This is a genomic window from Polyangium mundeleinium (assembly GCF_028369105.1).
Lineage (GTDB): Bacteria > Myxococcota_A > Polyangia > Polyangiales > Polyangiaceae > Polyangium > Polyangium mundeleinium.
The window spans coordinates 447906-468676 of record NZ_JAQNDO010000001.1 but is presented as its reverse complement, the minus strand read 5'-3'; the positions used below and the strand labels follow the sequence as shown (position 1 = coordinate 468676).

The 20771-nt window shown below is 69.4% G+C and carries 19 protein-coding genes; 10 read left to right on the top strand and 9 right to left on the bottom strand.

The window, feature by feature from the left end:
- Nucleotides 1-69: 69 nt before the first annotated feature.
- From POL67_RS01980 to POL67_RS01970, 3 genes are all read right to left on the bottom strand, one after another.
- Nucleotides 70-1275, bottom strand: a complete 1206-nt coding sequence (locus POL67_RS01980; protein ID WP_271914980.1) for a serine/threonine-protein kinase — start codon at nucleotides 1273-1275, stop codon at nucleotides 70-72.
- Entirely contained in the window at nucleotides 1272-2171 is a 900-nt protein-coding gene (locus POL67_RS01975) for a serine/threonine-protein kinase (RefSeq protein WP_271914978.1), read from the bottom strand. The genes POL67_RS01980 and POL67_RS01975 overlap by 4 nt, the downstream gene beginning before the upstream one ends.
- Before the next feature lie 173 nt (nucleotides 2172-2344).
- Nucleotides 2345-3289: an RpnC/YadD family protein gene (locus POL67_RS01970; RefSeq protein WP_271914976.1), complete on the bottom strand. Its 945-nt coding sequence runs from the start codon at nucleotides 3287-3289 to the stop codon at nucleotides 2345-2347.
- Nucleotides 3290-3493: 204 nt separating this feature from the next.
- Between POL67_RS01970 and POL67_RS01965 the strand changes: the two genes are divergently transcribed.
- Together POL67_RS01965 and POL67_RS01960 are read left to right on the top strand one after the other, a co-directional pair.
- Nucleotides 3494-4006, top strand: a complete 513-nt coding sequence (locus POL67_RS01965; protein ID WP_271914974.1) for a hypothetical protein — start codon at nucleotides 3494-3496, stop codon at nucleotides 4004-4006.
- A gap of 45 nt (nucleotides 4007-4051) precedes the next feature.
- On the top strand, nucleotides 4052-5017 hold the full coding sequence (locus tag POL67_RS01960) for a hypothetical protein (protein ID WP_271914972.1): 966 nt from the start codon (nucleotides 4052-4054) through the stop codon (nucleotides 5015-5017).
- A 6-nt stretch (nucleotides 5018-5023) separates the two neighbouring features.
- Here POL67_RS01960 and POL67_RS53430 read toward each other — a convergent pair whose 3' ends face one another.
- The gene (locus POL67_RS53430) at nucleotides 5024-6223 is read right to left on the bottom strand and encodes an extensin family protein (RefSeq protein WP_271914971.1); all 1200 of its coding nucleotides are present in this window, start codon (nucleotides 6221-6223) and stop codon (nucleotides 5024-5026) included.
- A gap of 113 nt (nucleotides 6224-6336) precedes the next feature.
- On the opposite strand from POL67_RS53430, the gene mrtC reads away from it, so the two are divergent.
- The 5 genes from mrtC to POL67_RS01930 are packed head-to-tail and all read left to right on the top strand — an operon-like array spanning nucleotide 6337 to nucleotide 9683.
- Nucleotides 6337-7137 (top strand): myxosortase MrtC, encoded by an 801-nt coding sequence (gene mrtC / locus POL67_RS01950; RefSeq protein ID WP_271914969.1) that lies wholly within the window; start codon nucleotides 6337-6339, stop codon nucleotides 7135-7137.
- Nucleotides 7134-7799, top strand: coding sequence for an HAD family hydrolase (locus tag POL67_RS01945; protein WP_271914968.1), 666 nt, complete (start codon nucleotides 7134-7136; stop codon nucleotides 7797-7799). The genes mrtC and POL67_RS01945 overlap by 4 nt, the downstream gene beginning before the upstream one ends.
- A 9-nt stretch (nucleotides 7800-7808) precedes the next feature.
- Nucleotides 7809-8222, top strand: coding sequence for a DUF7793 family protein (locus POL67_RS01940; RefSeq protein ID WP_271914966.1), 414 nt, complete (start codon nucleotides 7809-7811; stop codon nucleotides 8220-8222).
- A gap of 19 nt (nucleotides 8223-8241) precedes the next feature.
- Nucleotides 8242-8673, top strand: coding sequence for a hypothetical protein (locus POL67_RS01935; RefSeq protein ID WP_271914964.1), 432 nt, complete (start codon nucleotides 8242-8244; stop codon nucleotides 8671-8673).
- A complete protein-coding gene (locus tag POL67_RS01930; protein WP_271914963.1) occupies nucleotides 8670-9683 on the top strand; it encodes an NAD-dependent epimerase/dehydratase family protein in 1014 nt (337 codons plus the stop codon). The genes POL67_RS01935 and POL67_RS01930 overlap by 4 nt, the downstream gene beginning before the upstream one ends.
- A gap of 21 nt (nucleotides 9684-9704) precedes the next feature.
- Here POL67_RS01930 and POL67_RS01925 read toward each other — a convergent pair whose 3' ends face one another.
- A complete protein-coding gene (locus POL67_RS01925; protein WP_271914961.1) occupies nucleotides 9705-10391 on the bottom strand; it encodes an MgtC/SapB family protein in 687 nt (228 codons plus the stop codon).
- 183 nt (nucleotides 10392-10574) lie between these two features.
- Here POL67_RS01925 and POL67_RS53425 point away from each other — a divergent pair, with 183 nt between their 5' ends.
- On the top strand, nucleotides 10575-11591 hold the full coding sequence (locus tag POL67_RS53425) for a M23 family metallopeptidase (protein ID WP_271914959.1): 1017 nt from the start codon (nucleotides 10575-10577) through the stop codon (nucleotides 11589-11591).
- Nucleotides 11592-11593: 2 nt separating this feature from the next.
- Here the strand turns inward: POL67_RS53425 and POL67_RS01915 are convergent, their stop codons facing one another.
- The 4 genes from POL67_RS01915 to POL67_RS01900 all read right to left on the bottom strand — a co-directional run bounded on the left by POL67_RS01915 (nucleotide 11594) and on the right by POL67_RS01900 (nucleotide 17495).
- Nucleotides 11594-12697 carry an AI-2E family transporter gene (locus POL67_RS01915; protein ID WP_271914957.1) on the bottom strand — a complete coding sequence of 368 codons (1104 nt, stop codon included), beginning with the start codon at nucleotides 12695-12697 and terminating at the stop codon, nucleotides 11594-11596.
- A 95-nt stretch (nucleotides 12698-12792) separates the two neighbouring features.
- Nucleotides 12793-13764, bottom strand: a complete 972-nt coding sequence (locus POL67_RS01910) for a hypothetical protein (protein ID WP_271914955.1) — start codon at nucleotides 13762-13764, stop codon at nucleotides 12793-12795.
- Nucleotides 13765-13821: 57 nt separating this feature from the next.
- Nucleotides 13822-15345 (bottom strand): vWA domain-containing protein, encoded by a 1524-nt coding sequence (locus POL67_RS01905; RefSeq protein ID WP_271914954.1) that lies wholly within the window; start codon nucleotides 15343-15345, stop codon nucleotides 13822-13824.
- 59 nt (nucleotides 15346-15404) lie between these two features.
- Nucleotides 15405-17495, bottom strand: a complete 2091-nt coding sequence (locus POL67_RS01900) for a beta-galactosidase (protein ID WP_271914952.1) — start codon at nucleotides 17493-17495, stop codon at nucleotides 15405-15407.
- An 86-nt stretch (nucleotides 17496-17581) separates the two neighbouring features.
- On the opposite strand from POL67_RS01900, the gene POL67_RS01895 reads away from it, so the two are divergent.
- Nucleotides 17582-18106: a hypothetical protein gene (locus POL67_RS01895; RefSeq protein WP_271914950.1), complete on the top strand. Its 525-nt coding sequence runs from the start codon at nucleotides 17582-17584 to the stop codon at nucleotides 18104-18106.
- A gap of 33 nt (nucleotides 18107-18139) precedes the next feature.
- Entirely contained in the window at nucleotides 18140-20692 is a 2553-nt protein-coding gene (locus tag POL67_RS01890) for an NHL repeat-containing protein (protein WP_271914948.1), read from the top strand.
- The last annotated feature ends 79 nt before the right edge of the window (nucleotides 20693-20771 follow it).

Here is a 20771-nt window from a genome sequence, read left to right as displayed (position 1 = left end):
GAGGTCCATCGTCGTTCTCCCCACGGCTCGCGCCGTTCGCCGGTGGAAACGGAGGCGTGCACGAAGACCTTACACCGATCGCGACGCGATCGGATCGTTCACGACACCGCCGAACGAAGAGGGGGCGCCGAGGAGCCTGCCCGCGGCGAGCCCGGCGGCGAGCGAAGCGATGGCCAGGGCGGACACGACCATGCGGCGCATGCCCTCCCCGCCGCTCGAATCCCGCGGCGACGCGGCGGCGCTCGGGGACGAGGGGCGGGAGACGTCCACATAGAACACGGACGGCGTGGTGACGTCGACGGCGCGCGCGGCGGGGTCGTAGAGGGGCGCGACGATCGCGGGGATCTCGGCGGCCATGGCCTCGGCCGAGGTGAAGCGGTCGTCCGGGTCTTTTTCGAGGGCGCGGAGGAGCCAGGTGTCGAGCGCCGCGGGGATGGGCTGCGGGGCGAATCGCGACGGCGGCGGGGGGGTCCGATCGAGGTGTGCGAATCGGAGCGCGTCGATGCCTTTGATGTCGTCGAAGGGGCCACGACCGGCGACGAGCTCGTAAAGGACGAGGCCGAGGGCATACAGATCCGCACGCCCGTCGACGGGTTTTCCAGCGAATTGCTCGGGCGCCATCGTGCGCGGCGTCCCGAGCGAGGCCCCCCGCGCGCCCGGCCCCTCACCACCCGCGGCGGGCTCGGCGGCGCCGAGGTCGAGGATCTTGGCGCGGCCGTCATCGCAAAGGAAAAGGTTTTCGAGCTTGATGTCGCGGTGCACGAAGCCCGCGCGGTGAAGCGCGCCGAGGCCGCCGAGGATCTGCGACGCAAGGGCGAGGGTGGTCGGCACGGAGAGCACGCCGATACGGCCGAGCTCGGCCCGGAGATCACGGCCTTCGAGGAGCTCGAGGACGAGGTAGGGGCGGCCGTCGTCCGAGAGCAGGCCGAGGTCGAGGACCTCGACGAGGTTGTCATGACGTACGCGGGCGAGGATCCGCCCCTCGTCGGCGATCCGCTCGGCGAGCCCGTGGCGCTCGGCATTCGCGGGGAGGAGGACTTTCAGCGCGGCGCGGCGCCCGAGCAGGACGTGTTCGACCTCGAAGACCTCGCCGACGCCGCCCTTTCCGAGGGGCCGAACGACAATCCACGGCGTGCCGGGCGCGCGCTCGCCGCGGCGGAGAGGCGCGGAGCGTCCGAGGGCCTCGGTGGAGGGGGCGCGAAGGCTCTCCGCGGTATCATCGCCGGGCATGGTGGACCGCTCGGGAAGGCCCGTGCAAAACGCAGCGTTTGTCACGACGCCCTCCGCTCGGCCCCGGAGAACGCCTCGGGCGCGACGGCGCCGCGGATCGCCGCAGCGAAGGCGGCCGCCGTGGGATACCGGCGCGCGGGTTTCTTTTCGAGCGCGCGCGCGACGACGCAGGCGAGAGCGGACGGGACGTTCGCGACGTCGTCGAGGCGGCGCGGGGCGAGGCCGAGGTGGGCGCGCATGACGGTGAGAAGATCGGACCCGGCGAGCAGGTCGAACGGGCCGCGCGCGGCGATGCATTCGAAGAGGACGATGCCCATGGCATACACGTCGGTGCGGGCGTCGACGCGCCCGTCGAGGATCTGCTCGGGGGCGATGTAGCGAGGCGTGCCGAGGATGAATTGAGGGTCCGTGGTGTGGCGGACCGCGGCGCCGGAGACCTTGGCAATGCCGAAATCGATCATCGCGGGGCGCGGGGGGCCGGCATTCGCGGCGATGAGGAAAATGTTCCCGGGTTTGACGTCGCGATGCACGACGCCGTGCCGATGGGCGGCGTGCAATCCATCAAGCGCGCCGGCGACGAGGGAGGCGGCGAACGCGGGCGCGAGGGCGCCCTGGCGGAGGCGGGTCTCGCGGAGCGTCTCGCCGGGGAGGCGGGGCATGGCGAGGAAAGGACGGCCGTCCCGGGTCATTCCCATCTCGCGCAGGGGCACGAGGTTTGGGTGGCGGAGCGAGGCGAGCAGGCGCCCCTCCTGGAGAAGGCGTGCGGCGGCGTCCTGCGAGTCCCGCATCTCGTGGCGGAGCACCTTGATGGCATGAAGCTCGCCGGAAGGGCCGGTGGCCTCGTACACGTCGGCGGACAAACCGCCGCCGATCAAACGAACGACACGATAACGGGTCCCCACGAGCGGATCGGTCGAAAGCGCTGCAACGTCGATGAGCATGAGTTCGTCCTCCCGGGGGGTTCGTCCGAGCATGACCCCCACGCGATCATGTCGACAGGAAGGGGTCGACAGTTGCGTGGTAAGGACGAAAAATCGTAATGGGCTGACGAATGTTCAGGTCGCTGCGGGAGCAGACTGCACGTCGATCCAGTGGGAGGGATCTTCGACGAACCTCAGTGCCCGTTCGTCGCGGCGAGCCAGGTGGCGAGGTCTTGGGCGGAGAGATCGAGCACCAGGTCGCCGACACGCTCGGCGCCCTGTGCACGGACCCGCTCGGCGAGCCGAGCCCGCTCGGCGTCGGACAAGCCCCGCGCGAGCCGGCGCTCGAACTGACGCACGAGCGGACGCAGCTCCCCTTCCAAGCGCCCCTCGACGCGCCCCTCGACGCGCCCCTCGACGCGCCCCTTCTCGATGCCCTGCTCGAGCCCCTGCTGAAAGTACGTACGCGCGAACTCGCTCTGGTACTCGTAATTTTTGATGCTCATGACAGCCTCCAGGGCGCTTCGTGTGGCCGCGTTCAACGACATTAGCACGAGATCCATGTAGAGCGCACGGGTCGCCGTGTCCTCGATCCCCGCGCTCGCGGTCATTGCAGCGATGGCCACCTCGAACGCCGTCTCCGTCCGCCCGTGCGCCATCGCCGACAGAACCGCGAGTTCCGGCCTTCTCTGCGCCTCCTCGATGTCCGCCACGACCGGAACGCCCGCGGGTCCCAGGACAAACGGCGTGATCACGGCCTGGCCAGGGCCGAGCACGATCGGCTCTGCGAGGCGCGCCGCGAGCGCAGGGTCGGGCGTGACGAGGAGAAGACACGCGGGGCACTTGTAGCGCGCGCGTGCGCCGACGAGGTAGGCAGGCCACGCGAATGACTTTTCCTGCTTCGGATGGTGAAGCTGCGCCTCGACGATGATCGCGAGAACGGGCTTTCCCTCGAGGAGGAGCACGAGCAGGTCGGCGCGGAGCTCCCGAGGCATCACGTCGCCGAGCTCCGCGGATTCGATGCGCGCTTCCGTGAAGCTCGGCAGCGTCACGTCGAACGCCTCACGCAAGATCTCCGCCGCGAGCACGGGTCGGTTGCGAAACAGCTCGACGATCGCTTCGTGGGACAGGGAGGGCACCGGCGCGTTCTACGCCGGCGGTTCGGGCGTCGTCAACAAACCGGTTTGCCCACGGACGCGAGGAAAAACGTCGCGGTCCACGGACCGTGCATCTTTTGCATCGTCGGTCCGGCACGAGGACGGGCACGCCGGCGACGTCGTCGCTGCCGCGAAGAGCAGATCCGATTGACAGGCCGCTGGCATTCGCGCCACGCTCCCCCGTTCATGCGCCGCAAAGTCCCTTCGCTCGCCATCGCCGTCGCGCTGCTCGTGTCCACGAACCCGAGCCGCGCCGATGGGTGGAACGTCTTCACGGTCGGGCCGATGGGCGGCATCGTGTTCGGCCCCGAGCAGCCCGTGCTGGGGCTCCTCGGCGGGGAGGCCACGTTCGTGCATTACGCGAGCTCAACCGGCAAGGGGCTCGGGTACGGGGGCTTCGTTCAGGCGAGCACGGTGGGCTTCGAGCGCTTGCGGGTCTCGTTTGGCCCGCAGATCAATACCACGATCTTCGGTGCCGAGGTCGGGGCCACGTTCGAGAGCGCGACCAAGGATCGGGCCGCATTCGTCGGCGCGCACCTCGCGCCTTTCGTGTCGGTCGGGTTCGCTTCGCTCATGTTCCAGGTCGATCTCCCGTTCGCGTCCCTCACGAACGGCCCGCTTCCCCCCGTCGAGCTGGTCGTCGCCGGCACCCTCAAGCTGCCCATCGACCTCGAACACGGGGTGCTGCTGCAACCATGACCACACGCTTGCGAAAACGCCGGCCGCGACGGTAGAAAGAAAGGCATGCCCCTCCCCCATTGTCGCGCCACGGCGCTCCTCGCGCTGCTCTCCCTGGCCTGCGGCTGTCGCGACGCCACGACCCCGAACGAGCGCGCGCCGTCCGCCGCTCTCACGCAATCGGTTTCGGCCGCGCCGACATCGACATCGAAAGAACCTCCTCGCAACGCCGCGCCGCTCGGGCCGGCTTCGCCGCTCGTCGAATTCGAGGGACTCGCCAAGCTCGACCACAAGCCGCTGGCCGTGCTGCGCGAAAGGAATCCCTGGCTCATGGTCCTCGGCTCGGACGTGCCCACGATCGTCGTGTACGAGGACGGGCTCGTCGTTTATCACAAACTCGTGGGCGACAAGGCCGAGGCGCTCACCGTGAACGTGGGCGCGGAGGCGGCGAGAAAACTCGTCGAGGAGCTCGCGACGGCCGAGTTCATGGCCCTGCCTGCACAGATCTCGGTCACGGACGCGACGGATCAGCCGAGGGTAGGGATCGCGCTTCGCCAAGGCTCGCAATGGAAATACGCTTCCGTCGAGGGCATCACGCGGAATGGGAAGGCCACCGCCGGGGAGACGGGCGTGGCGCCGGCCGTGTTCGTCCGGGCGTATCAGCGCCTCGCGAACTTCCACGCGCCGGGCGCCACGCCCTGGGCGCCCGAGACCATCGAGATCATGCTGTGGGACTTTTCCCACGCGCGGACTCCGCCTTTGCCCTGGCCCGCAGGCATTCCGGCACCTCCCGCCGACGTGAAGGCGCCCAAGGAAGGCGTCTACCACCATCACGTGCCCGGCCGCCACGAGGCCGCGACGCGCGCGTTCATCGCCTCGCTGGAGCAGAGCCAGGGTGTCTCCGTCGGCGGCGCGTCCGCGTCGATCGGCGTCCGGCGCGTCGTCCCGAGTGATATCTACATCGGAACCATGATCCGCTGCGCTTGGATGAAGAGCATTCCCAACGCGCGGCTCCCGACGGGCTGCCGCTAGCCCCCGTCAGTGCACGAGGAACCACCGCACGCCGGGCTTGATCTCCATGTGGAAATGGTCGGCGTGGTCGGTGTTGTAATTCGGCGAGAGCACGTACGTGAAGATGCCCGCGTCCTGAGATTCGCACACGAGGGCGCGGAGCTCCTGCGCGACGGGCTGCTCGGGCTTGCGCGCGCCGTCGCCGCAGGTCTTTTCACCGATCTTGCCGTGGAAATGGTCGAGGACGCTGATCCAGGTCCCGTCCTTCTTTCGCAATCGGCCCACGTCGATCGCGAGCCCCGCGGGATGACGCGTGCCCGGCGGGGCCCAGCGCGGGTGCGGCACGGTCTTCGCCGGCGCTGCGTGCGTCTCGGCCTTCGCGGGTGTTGCCTGCACGTCCGGCTTCCCCGGCGCCGCTTTCGCCTCGGCCTTCGCCGGCGCGTGCTGCGGAGCGGCCTTCGGGGCGTGCCGCGGCGCGGATTTCGGCTTCTCGCTCGCCGTCACCATCTCGCGCGGCTTGGCCTGGACCGCGGCCGGCGCCTTGTGTTTCGTGCCCTTCGCCGCGCCCTCATGGGAAGGCTTTGCCCCGAGCCCGCCCTTGCCGAGGTCCGGCGCCTTCGCCGCATTCCCCACGGGCAACTTCGAGCTCGTCTTCGGCGCTTCCGCTTTCGGCGCCTCCGCTTTCGGCGTTTCCTTTTTGGGCGCCTCTTTCTTCGCCGTTTCCTTCTTCGGCGCTTCCTTCTTGGCCGGTTCCTTTTTCGCCGCCACGGGCACGGACATCTCGCGCGGCACGTTCGGCCGGTACATCGTGTAGTGGACGAGCTCGTCGATCTCGTGACGTTCGAGCACCGCCGTGAAATCGTCGAGCGCGAGGGCCAGGCGCGCGTCGAGGATTTCGAACACCGACGTCGCCCGCTGCTCCTCCGGCAGCGCCGAATGAATCGATACGCCGTGCAGCCGGCCCGTGAGCCGGATCGGCGCGCGGACGCCGGGCACGGGTTCGACGCGTACGTACGGGAGGCTGCGGCGGTCGAGCTCGGCGATCGCCTCGTCGTCCGTCATGTTCGCGTATCGATACGCCGGGCTCGCCTCGACCACCGAGGCCTCGGGCGTCACCAGGAACGGCGAGAGTGCGCTCGCCGGGCGGGCGCAGAGCATGCCCGCGCCGAGCGTGAGCGCCGCGAGGCAGGACGGGGCCAGGGAGCGGAGAAGCGAACCGAGCACCACGGACCGACTGTACCCGCCGTCCCCAGGAAGGCCAGAAAATCGAAGATCTTCCCGGACCACCCCACGACCACGGGCTCGCGCCGCCGGCCAGACGAGGCTATCCTCGCCCGCGCGTGCTCCCGGATCCTCCCGCCCCCTTCGAAACGCCCGAGCCGCCGCCCGCCCCGGGCCTCGGCGCCGAGAGCCCCGCGCCCGCCGCGCCCGCCGCGCCCGTCCCCGAGGCGCCGAACGCGCGCCGCCCGCTGCTCGTCGCGCTCGCCACGACGATCCTCGTGACCGCGCTCTCGTACCTCGCGCCCAAAGATCACGCGGGGACGGCCGTCGGGCTCGCGTTCCTCGCGGTCACATGGTGGCTCGTCCTGCGCGCGGACGAGCACGTGATCCGCGCGCACGGGCTCTCCCTCGGCGGCCTGCTCGAACCGCTGCCGCTCGATCGGCGCCGGCTGCTGCGCGACGCGGCCGTGGCCTCGCTCTGGGTGCTGCTCCTCGCAGCGATCATCTTTCCGCCGTTCTGGATCGGCTTCAAACTCTTCTGGCGCGTGAAGATGCCCTTCGTGCTCCGGGGCTTCGCGTCGCCGTGGAACGAAATCTCCGGGCATTTCCTGGCCGTGGCGCTCCCCGAGGAGGCGTTTTTCAGGGGATACCTCCAGACCCGCCTCGATGCCGCGTGGGCGCCCCGGTGGCGCGTGTTCGGCGCGGATCTCGGCCCGGGCGTGGTGGTCTCGTCGGCCATCTTCGCGATTGGGCATTTCTTGACCGTGCCGAGCGTGGACCGGCTCGCGGTGTTTTTCCCGTCGCTCGTCTTCGGCTGGCTGCGCGCGCGGACGGGCGGCGTCGGCGCGGGCGTCGTGTTCCACGCGCTCTGCAACATCTTCTCGGCGACGCTCCAGCGCGGCTACGGGTTCTCGCGATGAGCGCGCCGAAGCCCCGCGCCGCGCTCTTCGACATGGACCGCACGCTCGTGCGCAAGGAGACCGCGAGCCTGTACGTGCGGTATCTGCGGGACATCGGCGAGGCGTCGACGTTCGACCTTTTGAAGACGTTTTACTGGGTCGGGCAATACACGCTCGGGCTCCTCGACGCGGAGGGCATGGCGGAGAAGGCGCTCGCGCCGCTCTCCGGCACGCCCGAGAGCACGCTCGTCACGCGCTGCGAGGACTGGTTCGGCAAATACGTGGAGCGACACGTCGCCGACGCGGGGCGGCGCGCGGTGAAACGGCACAAGGCGGCGGGCGACGTCTGCGCGATCGTGACAGGCGCGACGAAATACGCGGCGCGGCCGCTGGCCCAGCGATTGGAGATCGAGCACGTCGTCGGGACGGAGCTCGAAATCGACGCGCGTGGCCTTTTCACGGGTCGCGCGGAGCGGCCGCTTTGCCTCGGCGTGGGGAAGGTGCGGCGCGCGGAGGCGCTCGCCGAGAGGCTCGGGTTCGTCCTCGAAGAATCGACGTTTTATTCGGACAGCGTCACCGACGTGCCCCTGCTCGAACGGGTGGCCGAGCCGATCGCCGTGAACCCCGATCCGCGGCTCGAGCGCCTCGCCCGGCAGCGCGGGTGGCGCATCGAAAGGTGGTGAGGGTATCTCATGGATTCAACCCGACCCCCCGCGCGCCTCGACCTGATCCACGAAGAGGACCTGCTCGTCGTGCGGCTCGACGGCAATTACGACCTGGAGGTCGAGCTGTGCGTCCAGCGCGCGCGCGACGCGACCGAAATGACCTACGGCTACCGGCTCATTCTCCTGGACGCGCGAAAGATCGGCACGGTCACCCCCGAAGCCCGAAAGACCATGGTCACGTGGAGCCGCGGCCGGACGGCGCCGAGCGCGATCGCCATGTTCGGCGCGAACTTCGCGGGGATGACGCTGGCGAAGATGGTGCTGAGCGCGGTCCGGGTGCTCTCGAAGCGGCACATGCGCTTCGAGTTCTTCGAATCGGAGGCCGCGGCGCGGGCGTGGCTCGTCGAGCGGCGCGAGGAGCTGCGCAAGCTCGTCCCGTGAGGTGCGGAGGGGAATGACGATGGCTGGGCCGACGCCGGACGAACGACGGCAATTCGGGGAGCAGGTCGCGTGGACCGAGGCGCCGAACATCTTCGGCATGTGCCTCTCGGGCGAGGTCGACGGCCCGTCGCTCGACGCGCTCATCGCTTATCAAAGGGCCTGGGCCGCCGAGCGAGGGCACATCTTCGTGCTCTGCGACCTCTCCGCGGTCACCGGGGCGACGCCCGAGGCGCGGCGGGTGCTCCAGGGGACGCGCCACACGAGCGCGATGACCCACGTCTGTTTCGGCGCGAAATTCACGATCCGGATCTTCGCCGAGATGGTCATGCGGGCGGCGCGGTTCCTCCGGACGTCGCCGCCCGACATGCATATCGTGTTTTTCGACAACGAAGCGGAGGCACGCGCCTACATCGCGTGCGTGCCCCCGTCCCGACGAAGAAGGCGCGCATGAACGGGATTCCGCGGCGAAAAACCGCATTCGTGACGGGCGGAACGGGCTTCCTCGGCTGGGAAATCACGCGGCAGCTCCTCGCCTCCGGGCACCACGTGGTCGCGCTGTCGCGGAGCGGCGGTTTGCCCGGAGACCTGCCGCGCGACGAGCTCGACATCGTGCGGGGGGACCTCGACGACGTGGAGACGCTGACCGAGGCCATGCGCGGCGTGTCGGTCGTGTACCACGTCGCGGCCGACGTGCGGATGTGGCGCGCGCAGTGGGCGGAGATCGAGCGGACGAACGTCACGGGCACGCGGAACATGCTCGCGGCGGCGCGACGCGCGGGCGTACCGCGATTCGTGTTCACGTCGACGGGCTCGACGATCGGAAAGCCGTATCCCCCGACCGAGGCGATCGTCACGGTCGACGAGTCGAGCGTGTACAATTTCGCGGCGCTCCAGATGGTCTATCCGCACACGAAATGGCTGGCGGAGCAGGAGGTGGAGCGGGCGGGGCGCGAGGGGCTCTTCGTGGTGATCACGCACCCCGTGGCGGTGTTCGGCCCGGGGGACTGGAAACGCAACGTGCTCCCGCTCTTTTCGGCGACGCAAAAGGGCACGACGATCGCGGCGCCGAGCGGGATCCGGACCACGTGCGACGTGCGCGACGTGGCGACGGCGCACCTCGCGGCCGCCGAGCGGGGCAGCGCGGGACGGCATTACATCCTCGGCGGCGAGGCGCTCTCGGTGGGGGCGCTGCTCACGCGAATCGCGGCGGCGGCCGGCGGAAAGGCGCCACGCTTCACGTTGCCGGATCGGGCGGTGATGGGTTTGTCGTTCTTGATGGAAAGCGCGTCCCGCCTCACGGGACGGCCGCCCCTGCTGAGCCACGAAATGGCCCTGCAGAGCACGCTCCGGGTGCGGATGTCGTCGGAGCGGGCGGCGCGGGAGCTCGGATACACGTCGCGGCCGCTCGACGTGTCGCTCGCGGATGCGGTGCGGTTTTATCGGGAGCAGGGGTGGTTGTGACGCTTCGACGCGCTGGGCGCGTCAGTGCGTATTCTCGACCTGCACCCGCCGAACATCCTTGACCCGTTCGAGCCGCTCGATCAGATCGCCCACGCGGAGCGACGGGGGAAACCCCACGTCGAAAGCGATGGAGATCCGCCGCTTTTCATCGAGGCGCCGCTCGTATTCGATGTTGAAGACGACGCCGCGGAGCTCCTTGAGCAATGCCTCCACGTCGTCGAGTTGCTTGGAGTCCTCGGCGAGGACCACCGAGACGCGCCGCCGGACGAGCAGGTTGCCTTTGCCTTCGAGTCGCCGCACGACCGTCTGCACCACGACCCCGATGGCGGTCACGAGGGCGGCTTCGACCATCATGCCCGCGCCCGCACAAAGGCCGATCGCGGTCACCAGCCAGAGGCCCGCTGCGGTCGTGAGCCCCTGAATCGTCAGCCCGGTCCGTAGAATGGCGCCGCCCGCCAGGAAGCCGATGCCCGACACGACAGACGCCGCAATACGTGAGCCGTCCACCTCGACGAGCTGACCTTCGGCGTACCCTTGGAAGTAAACGAAGTGCGCGGACACGATCATGAACGTGGCCGAGGCCGTCGCGACGAGGAGGTGCGTCCGGAGGCCCGCGCGCTTGCCGTGCCGGTCGCGCTCGTATCCGATGACGCCGCCGAGCGCCGTACCCACGGCGATGCGTGTGATCATCTGAACGTGGGAGATCATGGCCTCGACTCCCCGGCGATGGGTCCGGCGCGCCAGACGCGCTGGCACCGTCGTGACCGGTGCGAATGACTTCGAACCGAACCCATTGTGCACGCGTGGACCGGCCGCGCAAGCCTCGGAGCAAGGAGCCGTGCTCGCGGGTTGCACCCCTGGATCGGCGCTGGTTCATCTCCGCGCTCTTCGGTGGAGACGCACGATCCAGACTCCTCACGACGCTCGATCGTCGCGGTCAACGTCGCGCTCGGGTGCGTCGCGCTCCTCGGCGTGGCGTGGATCCCCTTCTTCTGCTGGTCCGTCTCGCTGGAGAGGGACTGGGCCCGCGCAGCGGGGGAGCGTACTGCGGCAACCCCGTCGGCGATCCCAGCACCGCCGCGCAGCGAGACGGTCACGCCCGAGCACGAGCAGGTAGGCTCGCTCGTCGTGGGATCGTCGGGGCCCTCCGCAGCGCTCGGATCGCTCGACGACGCGTTTCTCGACGAAATCGACGACACGCTCGGCAGTTGCCTGCCGGACGACGACCACCGCGAAGGGGCGACGATCCGGCTCGTGGCCGACAAACAACAAGGAGCCGCCGACGCCGGACGCGACACGCATATCCTCGCGCTCGAATACCGGCCGCCCGTCGGCGAGCCGTCGCGGTTCTACGAGTTCGTAGGGCACGACGCGCAGGGTTATTATGACGCGACGGGGACACAGGCCTGCTCGACCGGCTGGCGTTCGCCCCTCGCCAAGCTGCGCAGGACGTCCCCCTTCAACCCGCGCCGCATGCACCCGATCCTGCGCCGGCCCATGCCGCACCAGGGGACGGATTTCGGCGCCCCCAAAGGGACGCCCGTGTATGCCTCGTATCGAGGCACGGTCAGCTTCGTCGGCCCCCACGGGGCGCACGGCAACTGGGTCGCCATCGTGCATCCCGACGGAACCGAGACCGGGTATGCCCATCTCTCGAAGTTTGCCCAAGGGCTCGAGGTCGGCGATCACGTGCGCCCCCACCAGCTCATCGGGTATGTCGGGAGCACGGGGCGCTCCACGGGGCCTCACCTGCATTTCAGCGCGCGCACGAACGGCCCCTTTGTCGACGCCGAGTCGCTCCTCAAGCCGCCCACCACGGCCGTGCCCGAGGCAGAACGACACGCCTTCCTGAAGGCGAAGGCCGAGCTCGATCAGCGGCTCGACGCCGTGCCCCCCCTGGCGCACTGAGCTCAAGGCACGGGCGGGATTTCCGGCGGAGGCGCGGTCTTCGGCGGCGGGGGCACGCTCACGTCCGCGGGCGGCGCGGTGGCCTCGCGACGCGGCGCGTGCAGCTTCTCGTAGGTGTCGACGGTCCAGACGGCCATGGCCGCGATGACGGGGCCGAGGAAGACGCCGACCGGGCCAAAGAGCTCCAGGCCGCCGAAGATGCCGAGCAGCGCGATGAGCGGGTGCATGCGGGTCGACGAGCTCTGCACCCACGGGCGCACGACGTTGTCGGAGAGGCCGATGACCACGGCCGAGACGATCATCCCGATGCCGCCGCCGACGTGCCCCGTGACGAAGAGGTAAATCGTCGCGCCCACCGTGACCGGCGTCGTGCCGACGAGCGGGATGAACGAGAGGAACGCGGCGAGGACGCCGAGCAAGAACGCGTTTGGCACGCCGAACACGTTGAGGGCGAGCAGCGCGAGGCTGCCCTGGACCACGGCGGTCGCGAGAATGCCGAGGATGGCGCCGTTGACGGTCTCGCGGACGGAGGCAAAGAGCTCGCGCGTCTGGTTCTGCGGGAACGGCGAGAAGCGGAACATCCAGCGGACGAGCTTGCCGCCGTCGCGCAGGAAGTAATAAAGCGAGACGCCGAACAGGAAGAGGCTCAGGATGAACGCCGGCAATGCCGTGGCCAGGCCGCCGACGAACGAGGCCGCGAAGGACGCCGCGCGCTGGCCAATGTTCTGGATGGCCGCCTGGAGCTGGGGGCCGCCGATGTGGATGCTCCGGCCGCGAATGTCGATGCCTTCCGTCAGGAACGACTGGAAGCGCTGGATCGTCGGCGTCCAGTCGCGGGTCAAAAATTCGTTGATCTGCTGGATGGCCTCGATCGTGAAGAAGACGAACGGGATGACCACGAGGATCATCGTGCCGAACGTGAAGAGGAGCGGCGCGATGCGCTCGGCGCGGCCGAGCCGCGGCTTCGCCTTTTCGACGAGGGGGCTCAGGAGGAGCGCGAAGAGGCCGCCCAGGGCAATCGGGACGAGGAGCGTCCGGATCATCCAGAAAAACAGGACGAGCAGCGCCGTCCTCAGCACAACGGAGAGCCAGCGGTCTCGGTCCATGGGCAACACGCCTCGCTGAGGGGGAGACGTGGGATAAAAGAGGCGCGGCGTCAACCGGAACGGGAGGTCCCTCGGGGGGCCCAGCCCCCGTCCGGTCAAAGGCCGTCGCAGACAGGGGCGCCGGTGCTCGGGCTGCACGCGCCGGCGTCACAGAAGCCGCTCGCGCATTCGGCGGAGACCATACACGTCGCGCCGTCCGGCTTCGTGGGGGCACATGCGCCCGTGCCCGCGGCGTCGCCGCAGAAGCCGCTCGCGCATTCGACGCTCGTCACGCACGCCGCGCCGTCGGCCTTTTTCGCGGCGCACATTCCGGCCGCGACGTCACAATACCCGCTCGCGCAGCCCGCGTTCACGGCACACGCGCCTCCGACGGGCGCGGGCGCGGCGCAGATGCCGGCCTGGAAATCGCAATAGCCGCTCTGGCAATCGATGTCGAGGTCGCACGCGGCGCCGTCGGCCGTCGGGGCGACGCATTTCAGCATGCCCTCGTCGAGCCTGCACGTGAGGCCCGGCCCGCAGAGGCCGTCCTGGCAAGGCTCGCCCGCGCCGGGCGGGGCCTTGCAGGTGCCGAGCTCCGTGCCCGAGGCGCCCGCGCACGAGGCGCCCGGGGCCTCGCATTCTTCGTCGCCGAGGCAGCCGCCGCCGAGCGCGACGGTGCCCTGGAACATGGCCTCGCAATCGGGGTCCTCTTCGAAGAAATGGGAGCCGAAGAAATCGGCGCAGGCCGTCGCTTCGGCCTTCGTGAAGCACGTGTCCGCGCGGGCTTCGTCGTACGCGATGCGGCCGGCCTCGATGCCCTTGCGAAGTTCGACGGCGACGGCGCCGAAGAAGCTCTCGTACCGGGCCTCGCATTCGGCCTGGGTCGCGGGGGCCGGGTCGAAGAGGAGCACGTCGTCCCGCTCGGCGGCGTCGCAGCAGGCGAAGACACGGCCGCACTCGACGCGGGCATAGGCCTTGGGAAGGCCGGCGAGCGGATCGTCCGTCGTTTGCTGGGGATCGTCGCTGCAGCCGGCCGAGACGACGCCCCACGTGAGCAGGGCGCCGAGAATCTTCGCAATCGTTCGCACGGCCCCTTTTAGGAGAGCTCCGGCGGAGAAGCAACCACGCCGTTCGGGCCCTCCGGATCAGGGCTTGAAGAACCCTGGGTACTTGGTGATGAGGCCGATGATTTCGTCGAGCTCCGGATCGGGGGCGCCGGCCTTGGCTTCCTGGAGCAGCGCGAGCGCGCTCGCCAAGGACTCCTGGGTCGGGTCCTTGAGGGCCTCGGCATAAGCGACGATCGCCTTGCCCTTGGCGAGCTGGGGCTTCGGGGCGGCGAGGAGCTCGGCGAGGGTCATGGTGACCTTCACCTCGCGGTCGAGATACGTGAGCGGGGTCTTCCAGCGCGCGACGACGGTGATGCTGTCGTTCGGATCGACGACCGAGGGGTCACACGCTTTGATGACCTGGTTGAAGATCATCGCGTCGCTCGGGGCGAGGTGCTGCGGCTCGATTTCCTCGGGGTTCGCCGAGTATTCCTCGCCGTAGAACTTGTACATGCGCATGTACCAGGGCAGCGTGATCTCGACCTGCACGCCGCGCGCGGCGACCTCCATGGTCTCGTCGAATCGATCGACGAACATGCGCGTCGCCTCGGCCGGGCTGTCGAGATACACATAGGCGCCGCGGCCTTTGTCCGTGACGGTATCCATGAGCGCATCGTTGTAGTTCTCGCCGGGGCCGGCGCCGATGCCGACGAGGTAGATGCCCTCCTTGTCGGCGTCCTTCGATTGCAGGCCGATGAGGTCCTCGTCCGTGACGCCGACGTTGGCGCCACCGTCGCTGATCAGGATGACGCGGTTCAGCCGGCCCGCGCCGTAATGCTGGTTCGCGAGCTTATAGCCCGTCGCGAGGCCATTCGAAAGATCGGTGCCGCCGCTGGCCTCGATGGATTCGGCCATCGCGAGGACTTCAGGATCGTTCGGCCCCGTGACCTTGTGGCCGGAGAGCACGATGTTGTTGCTCGTGTTCCACGTGACCGCGTTGACGATGTCGCCCTCGGCGAGGCTCTTGGCGATCGCCGTGACGGTGGCGCGCTCGCGCTCGATGGGCTCGCCGCCCATGGAGCCGGACGTGTCGAGGACGAACGTGATCGTCATGGGGCGGCGCGGCTTGACGGCGTCGAAGGAACGGACGCCGAGCTGGAGGTCGAGCTCGCCGGCGATCTTGGTCTCGCCGAGGTGCGGGAGGATCGAAAGGTCGCCGGCGGGCGGCGCGGGGTACTGGATGCGGTAGTAGTTGAGGAACTCGTACGTGCGGACGAGGTTCGCCGGCGGGATGATGCCCTTGTTCAAGAGCTCGCGGATCTGGACCGGCGAGCCCATCGAGTTCGAATCGTCCGCCGAGAGGTAGAGGATGACAGGGCTGTCCTTGTCGAGGTCCTCGCACGCAAAAGGTGCAGCGGCGTCGGCGCCCGCGTCGTTCCCGTCCGCCGGCGGAGGCGGCTGGGCCGGCGGCGGCGAGACCGCGCCGCCCGACGTACCGCCGCTCGGGTTTTGCTCATACCCCGGATAGTCCGAGAGGCCCTCGGACGACTCGCCGCACGCAGCGAGGCCGACGGCGACGACCAGAGAGAGAGCGGCCGATCCCACGAAAACGACGTTCTTCATCGAGCACCTCCGAAGCTATGGCGCGGAGGGCGCCTAGCAACGGACATGCCCCTCCGTGATCAGCGCAATGCCAGCATCCGCACCGTGCGCGGCTTCATGCGCACTTCGAGCGTGCCCGCGCGGGCCTCGAAGGTGGAATCGTCGATGAGGTCGCTCGCCTTCGTGCGCACGGCGCCGGCGCTCACACGCGCGACGATGTCCCGCTCGGAAGGATTGACGACGAAGAGCACGCGCGGCGCTCCCGCGGCATCCTCGTGCACGGTGACGTAGATGCCGCCGGGGTCGCAGGCGTACGCCGGGAGGCCGAGGGTCCCGATGGCGTGCGAGACGGCCGCGTCGGCCGCGGCGGGGACGTCGCCGGTGAGGGGGCCGTCCTCGCCAAGGCGGCGCAGATCGAAGGGGACGGAAAGCGGACGGAAGGCGCCGTCGAAGCGAGGCTCGTGCGGGCCGATCGTGACACGCGCGCCACGCGCGTGGGCCTCGGCGAGCCGGTCGAAGAGCTCGGGCTTCAAGGCGCCGGAGGTGGCGCAGATGAGCCAGCGCGCGTCGCCGAGCGCGATGTCGCGGTCCTCGCCGCCGACGACGGCGAAGGGCACGCCGCGCGCTTCGAGGGCCTGCTCGAAGGCACGGGCGAAGTTGTCGGCCTCGATGGCGAGCGGATACCCGAGGCCGAGATCGTCCTCGACACAGCGCTCGCGCGCGCCGGCCCCGACGATCGAGAAAAACGCGCCGGAGAGCGGGCCGAACGCATGCATGACCCGCGCGAGCCTGCGCTCGGTGCGAGGGAGGAGAAGACGGACGGGTGCTCTTCGGCGCAGCTCGTGAAAGTTCGTCTGTTCGAGGGCGGCGCAGAGCTTCCGCCAGAAGACGGCGTACGGGCGCGCGCGGCCATGCCGATCGATGGGCGCGCCGATCCAGCGGTCGCGCTCGACGGCCATGTACACGTTGAAGCCACGCAGGCCGTACGCGAGGGCGCAGAGGACGGTGAAGGCGCCGTCGCGCTCGTCGAGGGGCGGGAAGAAGGGCGGAAAACCCGCGCCCATCTCGCAAGCGAACGCGGGGACGGAGAGGGCCTCGCAGCGCGTGGCGAGCTCGCTCGTGCGGCGCGCGATGATGGCGCGGCTCGTGGGATCGGCCATGTGGTAGTAGTCGAGCCCGACGAGGTCGACGACCTTCGTGACGCGCGCGGCGTTGAGGGGCGTCGCGTCCTGGCCCGGCGGGAGGTTGTGCGTCGTGGGCAGCCCGTCCATGCCGGCGGCGGCGAGCGCGCGGCCGAGGCGCTGAAACGCCGTGGTGAGCAGGTGCTCGTGAAACTCCGACCAGTCGAGGTGACGCGCGAGGTCACGCGGGCGCTCGGCGTCGAACTTGCGCGGCGGGTCGATCGCGGAGAAACGCGTGACCTCGCCGCGGCGGCTCGACGGGACCTCGCCCTCGTCCAGCGTGGGGGTGCCGTAGGAGGCGCGCAGGGCGTCGATGGTGCCGTATTTCTCCCGGAGAAACTCGCGGTAGAGGCGGATCGCGTCGGGGTGGTAGTCCTGGTCGTAGGCGCCGTCGCGGAAGTAGAGGGCGCCCTCGTTGTCGATCTGGAAGAGGACGATCGGCCCGTTCGGGTAGAGCAGCGGCGTGAGGGCGGGGCCGAGGGCCTGGAAATACCGCGCGGCCTCGTCGTGGAAGGCGTCGCTCGCGTAACTCGGGACCGGGAACGCGAACGGGAGCATGGGGAGCATCACCGGGTTCTGGTCGGGCGAACGGGCCTGGCAGGCCGGGTCCCACACGATGCGCTCGGGCAAGCCGAAGTAGGTGAGCTCGGCGTTGATGTGGGGGCCAGGGCGGGCGATGACGTAGAGGCCGAGCTCCTCGGCGATGCGGCAGAAGCGGGTGATGTCGCGCTGCGGGTCGGAGGCGCCGAGCTCGAGTTTGCCGGGAGCGACCTCGTGGACGGCCCAAGGGATGTAGGTGTCGACGAGGCGGAGGCCCATGGCCTTCACGGCTTCGAGGCACGCGCGCCACTCGTTCGGGTCGAGGCGCCAGTAGTGGACGGAGCCCGCGAGGAGCGGAACGACATCGCCGGCGATCTCGATGCCCCCGGGGACGAGACGCACCCTACGCCCGAGGCCCTCGCCCCCTGCCCTGTCTTCACGTGCGGTCATGACGCCGGGCGAAGGGTAGCAAAGAAGGGACGAACCCGTGAGCTTCGAAAGGCGGAAGAGCCGCCGAGCTCTGGTACTGTACGCCCATGGCGAGCAAGACCCACGTCGATGGCAACAAGGTGACGATCGACGACAGCATCTACCACGTGAGCGCCGCGGGCGGTCAGTACGCCGTGAACGACGAGTTCGGCCTGCGGACCGGCTACTTCTCGGTGCGCGGCCGCGTGGTGACGCCGGAGGACTACGGCGTGGAGGGCGCGCACCCCATTCTCCAGATCGGCAAGCTGTGGGCGGCGGCGAACCTGTGGAAGGCGAGCGAGAAGTCGGCGTCGTCGGTGCCCACGAAAGGCCTCTGCCGGGTGGTGACGCACGAGAAGGCGGGCGAAGCGGACCTGGAGAAGGCGCGCGCCCATCGGGCCTGGATGCGCAAGCAGCCCGGATGCAAGGCAAGTTATTTCGTGACGGATCCGTCGACCGGGAAGGGAATGACCATCAGCATTTGGGAAACGCGCGATCAGCTCAATGCGTTCAAGGAGGCGAGGCCGCCGGAAGGGGCCGTCGCGCTCAAGTCGCTCGGCGTGGAAGTGTTTCCGATGGTCGAGGAGCCGTGAACGTGGGAATGTGACCTCCTTCGCGGAGGTCACATGCGTCGACATTTCTTTCTTCTTTCATTGGTCCTCGGCGGCTTCTGCCTGCATTGCGGCGGCGGAGGCGGCTCGGCGTCGAGCTCCGAGCCGTCGAACTCCGGAGGCTCCGGGGGCGTTGGCGGCTCCGGCGGCGTGGGCGCGTCGGGCGGCGTGGGCGCGGGCGCGTCGGGCGGCGGGGGCGCCGACGCGTTTGTCCCGCTCGACCCGAGCTTCGACAAGGCGGGCTTCGCCAGGGGGCCCGGAATCGGGCCCAACGCGGACCACATGTATGACTCCGTGTTTCATCCGAGCGGCAGGTTCTTCATCGCCGGCACCACGTCGCCCCATCTCCACGGCGACGCCTTTCTCCTCGGCGTACGCTCCGACGGCACGCTCGACACCCACTTCGGCCGCGACGGCGTGTGGGTCATGAGCACGCTGAGCCGGGCCTCCTTCCATGCCGTGACCATCAGGGGCAATGGAGACGTCATCTTCGCCGCGGGCGCGGCCTCGCGTCACCTCGACATCCAGCGCGTCCTCGTCGCGTCTTTCGATTCGACCGGCTGGCCCGATCCTTACTTCGGCGAAGACGGCGTTGTGCTCGGCGCGAATGGCAGGGCATTCGCGATCGCGATCCAGGGCGACGCCAAGATCGTCGTCGCCGGCGTGCGCGAGGAGCCCTCGCAGCCGCCCCGCTACCTCGTCCAGCGCTTCTTCGGCAAGGGGAACGTGGACGTGGACTTCGGGAAGGAGGGATTGGTCGAGCTGCCCTTCGACGACGCCACGTTCGCCTCGGCGATGGTCATCGGAAACGACGGCAAGATCATCCTCTGCGGCAAGCACGAGCCCTCGGGCGGAGCGGCCATCGTGCGGCTCTTGCCGGACGGGACGCTCGATCCGAGCTTCGACGAGGACGGCATCGTCACGACGACGCTCCTCGACATGACGCATCTCTCCGACTGGGCGCCCTCGCGCGCGCCCTCGACGTGCGCCGTCGACTTGCACGGCAAAATCGTCATGACCGGCGGGTCGCTCGGGAGCACCGCGGTCCTGCGCCTCGATTCGAGCGGCAAACCCGACACGACCTACGGCGAGGGGGATGGGCTCGCGACTCTCGCGAACGGGAGCCCCGGGGAGTCTTTGCGGCTCCTGCTCGAGGACGGAGACGGATCGGTGCTCGTGGCGTCCGGCGGCCCGGGGGGGTCACGTGTGGTTCGCTTCCACGAGAACGGGCTCCTCGACACGAGTTACGGGACGGGGGGAATCGTGGACCTCCCCGCGGCGCTCCGGGTCCGCGAGATCGTGAAGGGCGGCCCGGAAGGGCTCGAGAGCGTGATGGTCTCGGGCAAAGCGGAAGGTTTGCCCAACATCGGCACCGCGCTCGCGCGAATCACGCCCGAAGGCGCGGTGGACACCACGTATGGCGCGGGAGGGCTCGCCGTCGTGCAAACGGGGGCGACGCCGGAGGTCGCCATTTCGGTTGGGCTCTCGAATGGCGGAAAGCTCGTCGCCGCCGGCACCACGCGCCGCGCGGAGGACAGGAGCAACGCCATGGTGACGAGGCACCTGCCGGACGGCACGATGGACGCGAGCTTCGGCGCGGGCGGCGTCGCCGTGCTCGAAGAGCTCCGCGATGCCGTGGATGTCGCGGTGCAATCCGACGAGAAGGTGGTCGTCGCAGGCGCAACCGGCGATTTGACGGTTCCCCGGGTGGCGCGGCTCGACGCCGCGGGCGCGCTCGATGCGAGCTTCGGGGCGAATGGTTTCGTCGAGCTCCCGAGCCCGCTGCATGGTGATCCTCGAGCGCTCGGCGTCGACGGCCAGGGGCGCATCGTGATCGGGGGGCTTTACGAGGCTCCGCAGCCGGCTGGGGTCCCGTATTTCGCGAGGCTGCTCGGGACGGGCGAATTCGACACGAGCTTCGGCGGCGACGGGGTGGTGTCGCTCGACGGGATCGGCGGCAAGGTCTACGACCTGGTGACGCTCGCGGACGGCACGCTCGTCGCGGCGGGCAAGGTGGGGCCCACGGCCGCGCTCGTCGTTCGGCTGCTCCCGAGCGGCGCGCTCGATACCGCCTTCGGCGAAGGAGGCGTGACCGTGGTGAACGACGCATTCCCGGCCGGCCGCCTGGCGCGACAAACGAACGGTGGGTTTCTGGTGGCGGGCATGTTCGACACGACGGGCGTCATCGATCACTTCGAGGTGGGCGTCGCGCGCATCGACGCGAATGGCCAGCGTGACATGACGTTCGGCACGAACGGGCTCGTCCGGGAGACGGTCGAGGGCGTGGTGACGGTCACGACGGGCCCGGCGGTGGTGCCGCTCCCGGACGGCTCGTTTTACGTGGCGACCACGGAGCAGCGCGACGTGGATACGATCGTCGTCTTCAAATATCTGCCCGACGGCAAGCGCGACCCGAGCTTCGGCCTCGGAGGGCGCGCGCTGGTAGCGGCCGCGGCGCCGTGGGGAGCGTATGACGGGCTCCTGCAACCGGACGGGAAGGTCGTCCTCGCGGGTCGCGGATTCTCGGCCGGCGGGACGGATTTCGGTCTCGTGCGGTTCACGCCGTAATGGCGGAAGCGGGCATTCGCGCGCGCCGGTGAAGGTGTTTCCGATGGTGGAAGCGCCGTCGACATGAGAGTGTAACCTC

Excerpts from the sequence above, each read along its gene's own strand:
- POL67_RS01935 (WP_271914964.1), top strand. The coding sequence starts at position 8,242 with ATGGCTGGGCCGACGCCGGACGAACGACGGCAATTCGGGGAGCAGGTC.
- POL67_RS01925 (WP_271914961.1), bottom strand. The coding sequence starts at position 10,391 with ATGATCTCCCACGTTCAGATGATCACACGCATCGCCGTGGGTACGGCG.
- POL67_RS01960 (WP_271914972.1), top strand. The coding sequence starts at position 4,052 with ATGCCCCTCCCCCATTGTCGCGCCACGGCGCTCCTCGCGCTGCTCTCC.
- POL67_RS01945 (WP_271914968.1), top strand. The coding sequence starts at position 7,134 with ATGAGCGCGCCGAAGCCCCGCGCCGCGCTCTTCGACATGGACCGCACG.
- POL67_RS01930 (WP_271914963.1), top strand. The coding sequence starts at position 8,670 with ATGAACGGGATTCCGCGGCGAAAAACCGCATTCGTGACGGGCGGAACG.
- POL67_RS01975 (WP_271914978.1), bottom strand. The coding sequence starts at position 2,171 with ATGCTCATCGACGTTGCAGCGCTTTCGACCGATCCGCTCGTGGGGACC.
- POL67_RS01905 (WP_271914954.1), bottom strand. The coding sequence starts at position 15,345 with ATGAAGAACGTCGTTTTCGTGGGATCGGCCGCTCTCTCTCTGGTCGTC.
- POL67_RS01915 (WP_271914957.1), bottom strand. The coding sequence starts at position 12,697 with ATGGACCGAGACCGCTGGCTCTCCGTTGTGCTGAGGACGGCGCTGCTC.
- POL67_RS01900 (WP_271914952.1), bottom strand. The coding sequence starts at position 17,495 with ATGACCGCACGTGAAGACAGGGCAGGGGGCGAGGGCCTCGGGCGTAGG.
- POL67_RS01895 (WP_271914950.1), top strand. The coding sequence starts at position 17,582 with ATGGCGAGCAAGACCCACGTCGATGGCAACAAGGTGACGATCGACGAC.
- POL67_RS01890 (WP_271914948.1), top strand. The coding sequence starts at position 18,140 with ATGCGTCGACATTTCTTTCTTCTTTCATTGGTCCTCGGCGGCTTCTGC.
- POL67_RS01940 (WP_271914966.1), top strand. The coding sequence starts at position 7,809 with ATGGATTCAACCCGACCCCCCGCGCGCCTCGACCTGATCCACGAAGAG.
- POL67_RS01965 (WP_271914974.1), top strand. The coding sequence starts at position 3,494 with ATGCGCCGCAAAGTCCCTTCGCTCGCCATCGCCGTCGCGCTGCTCGTG.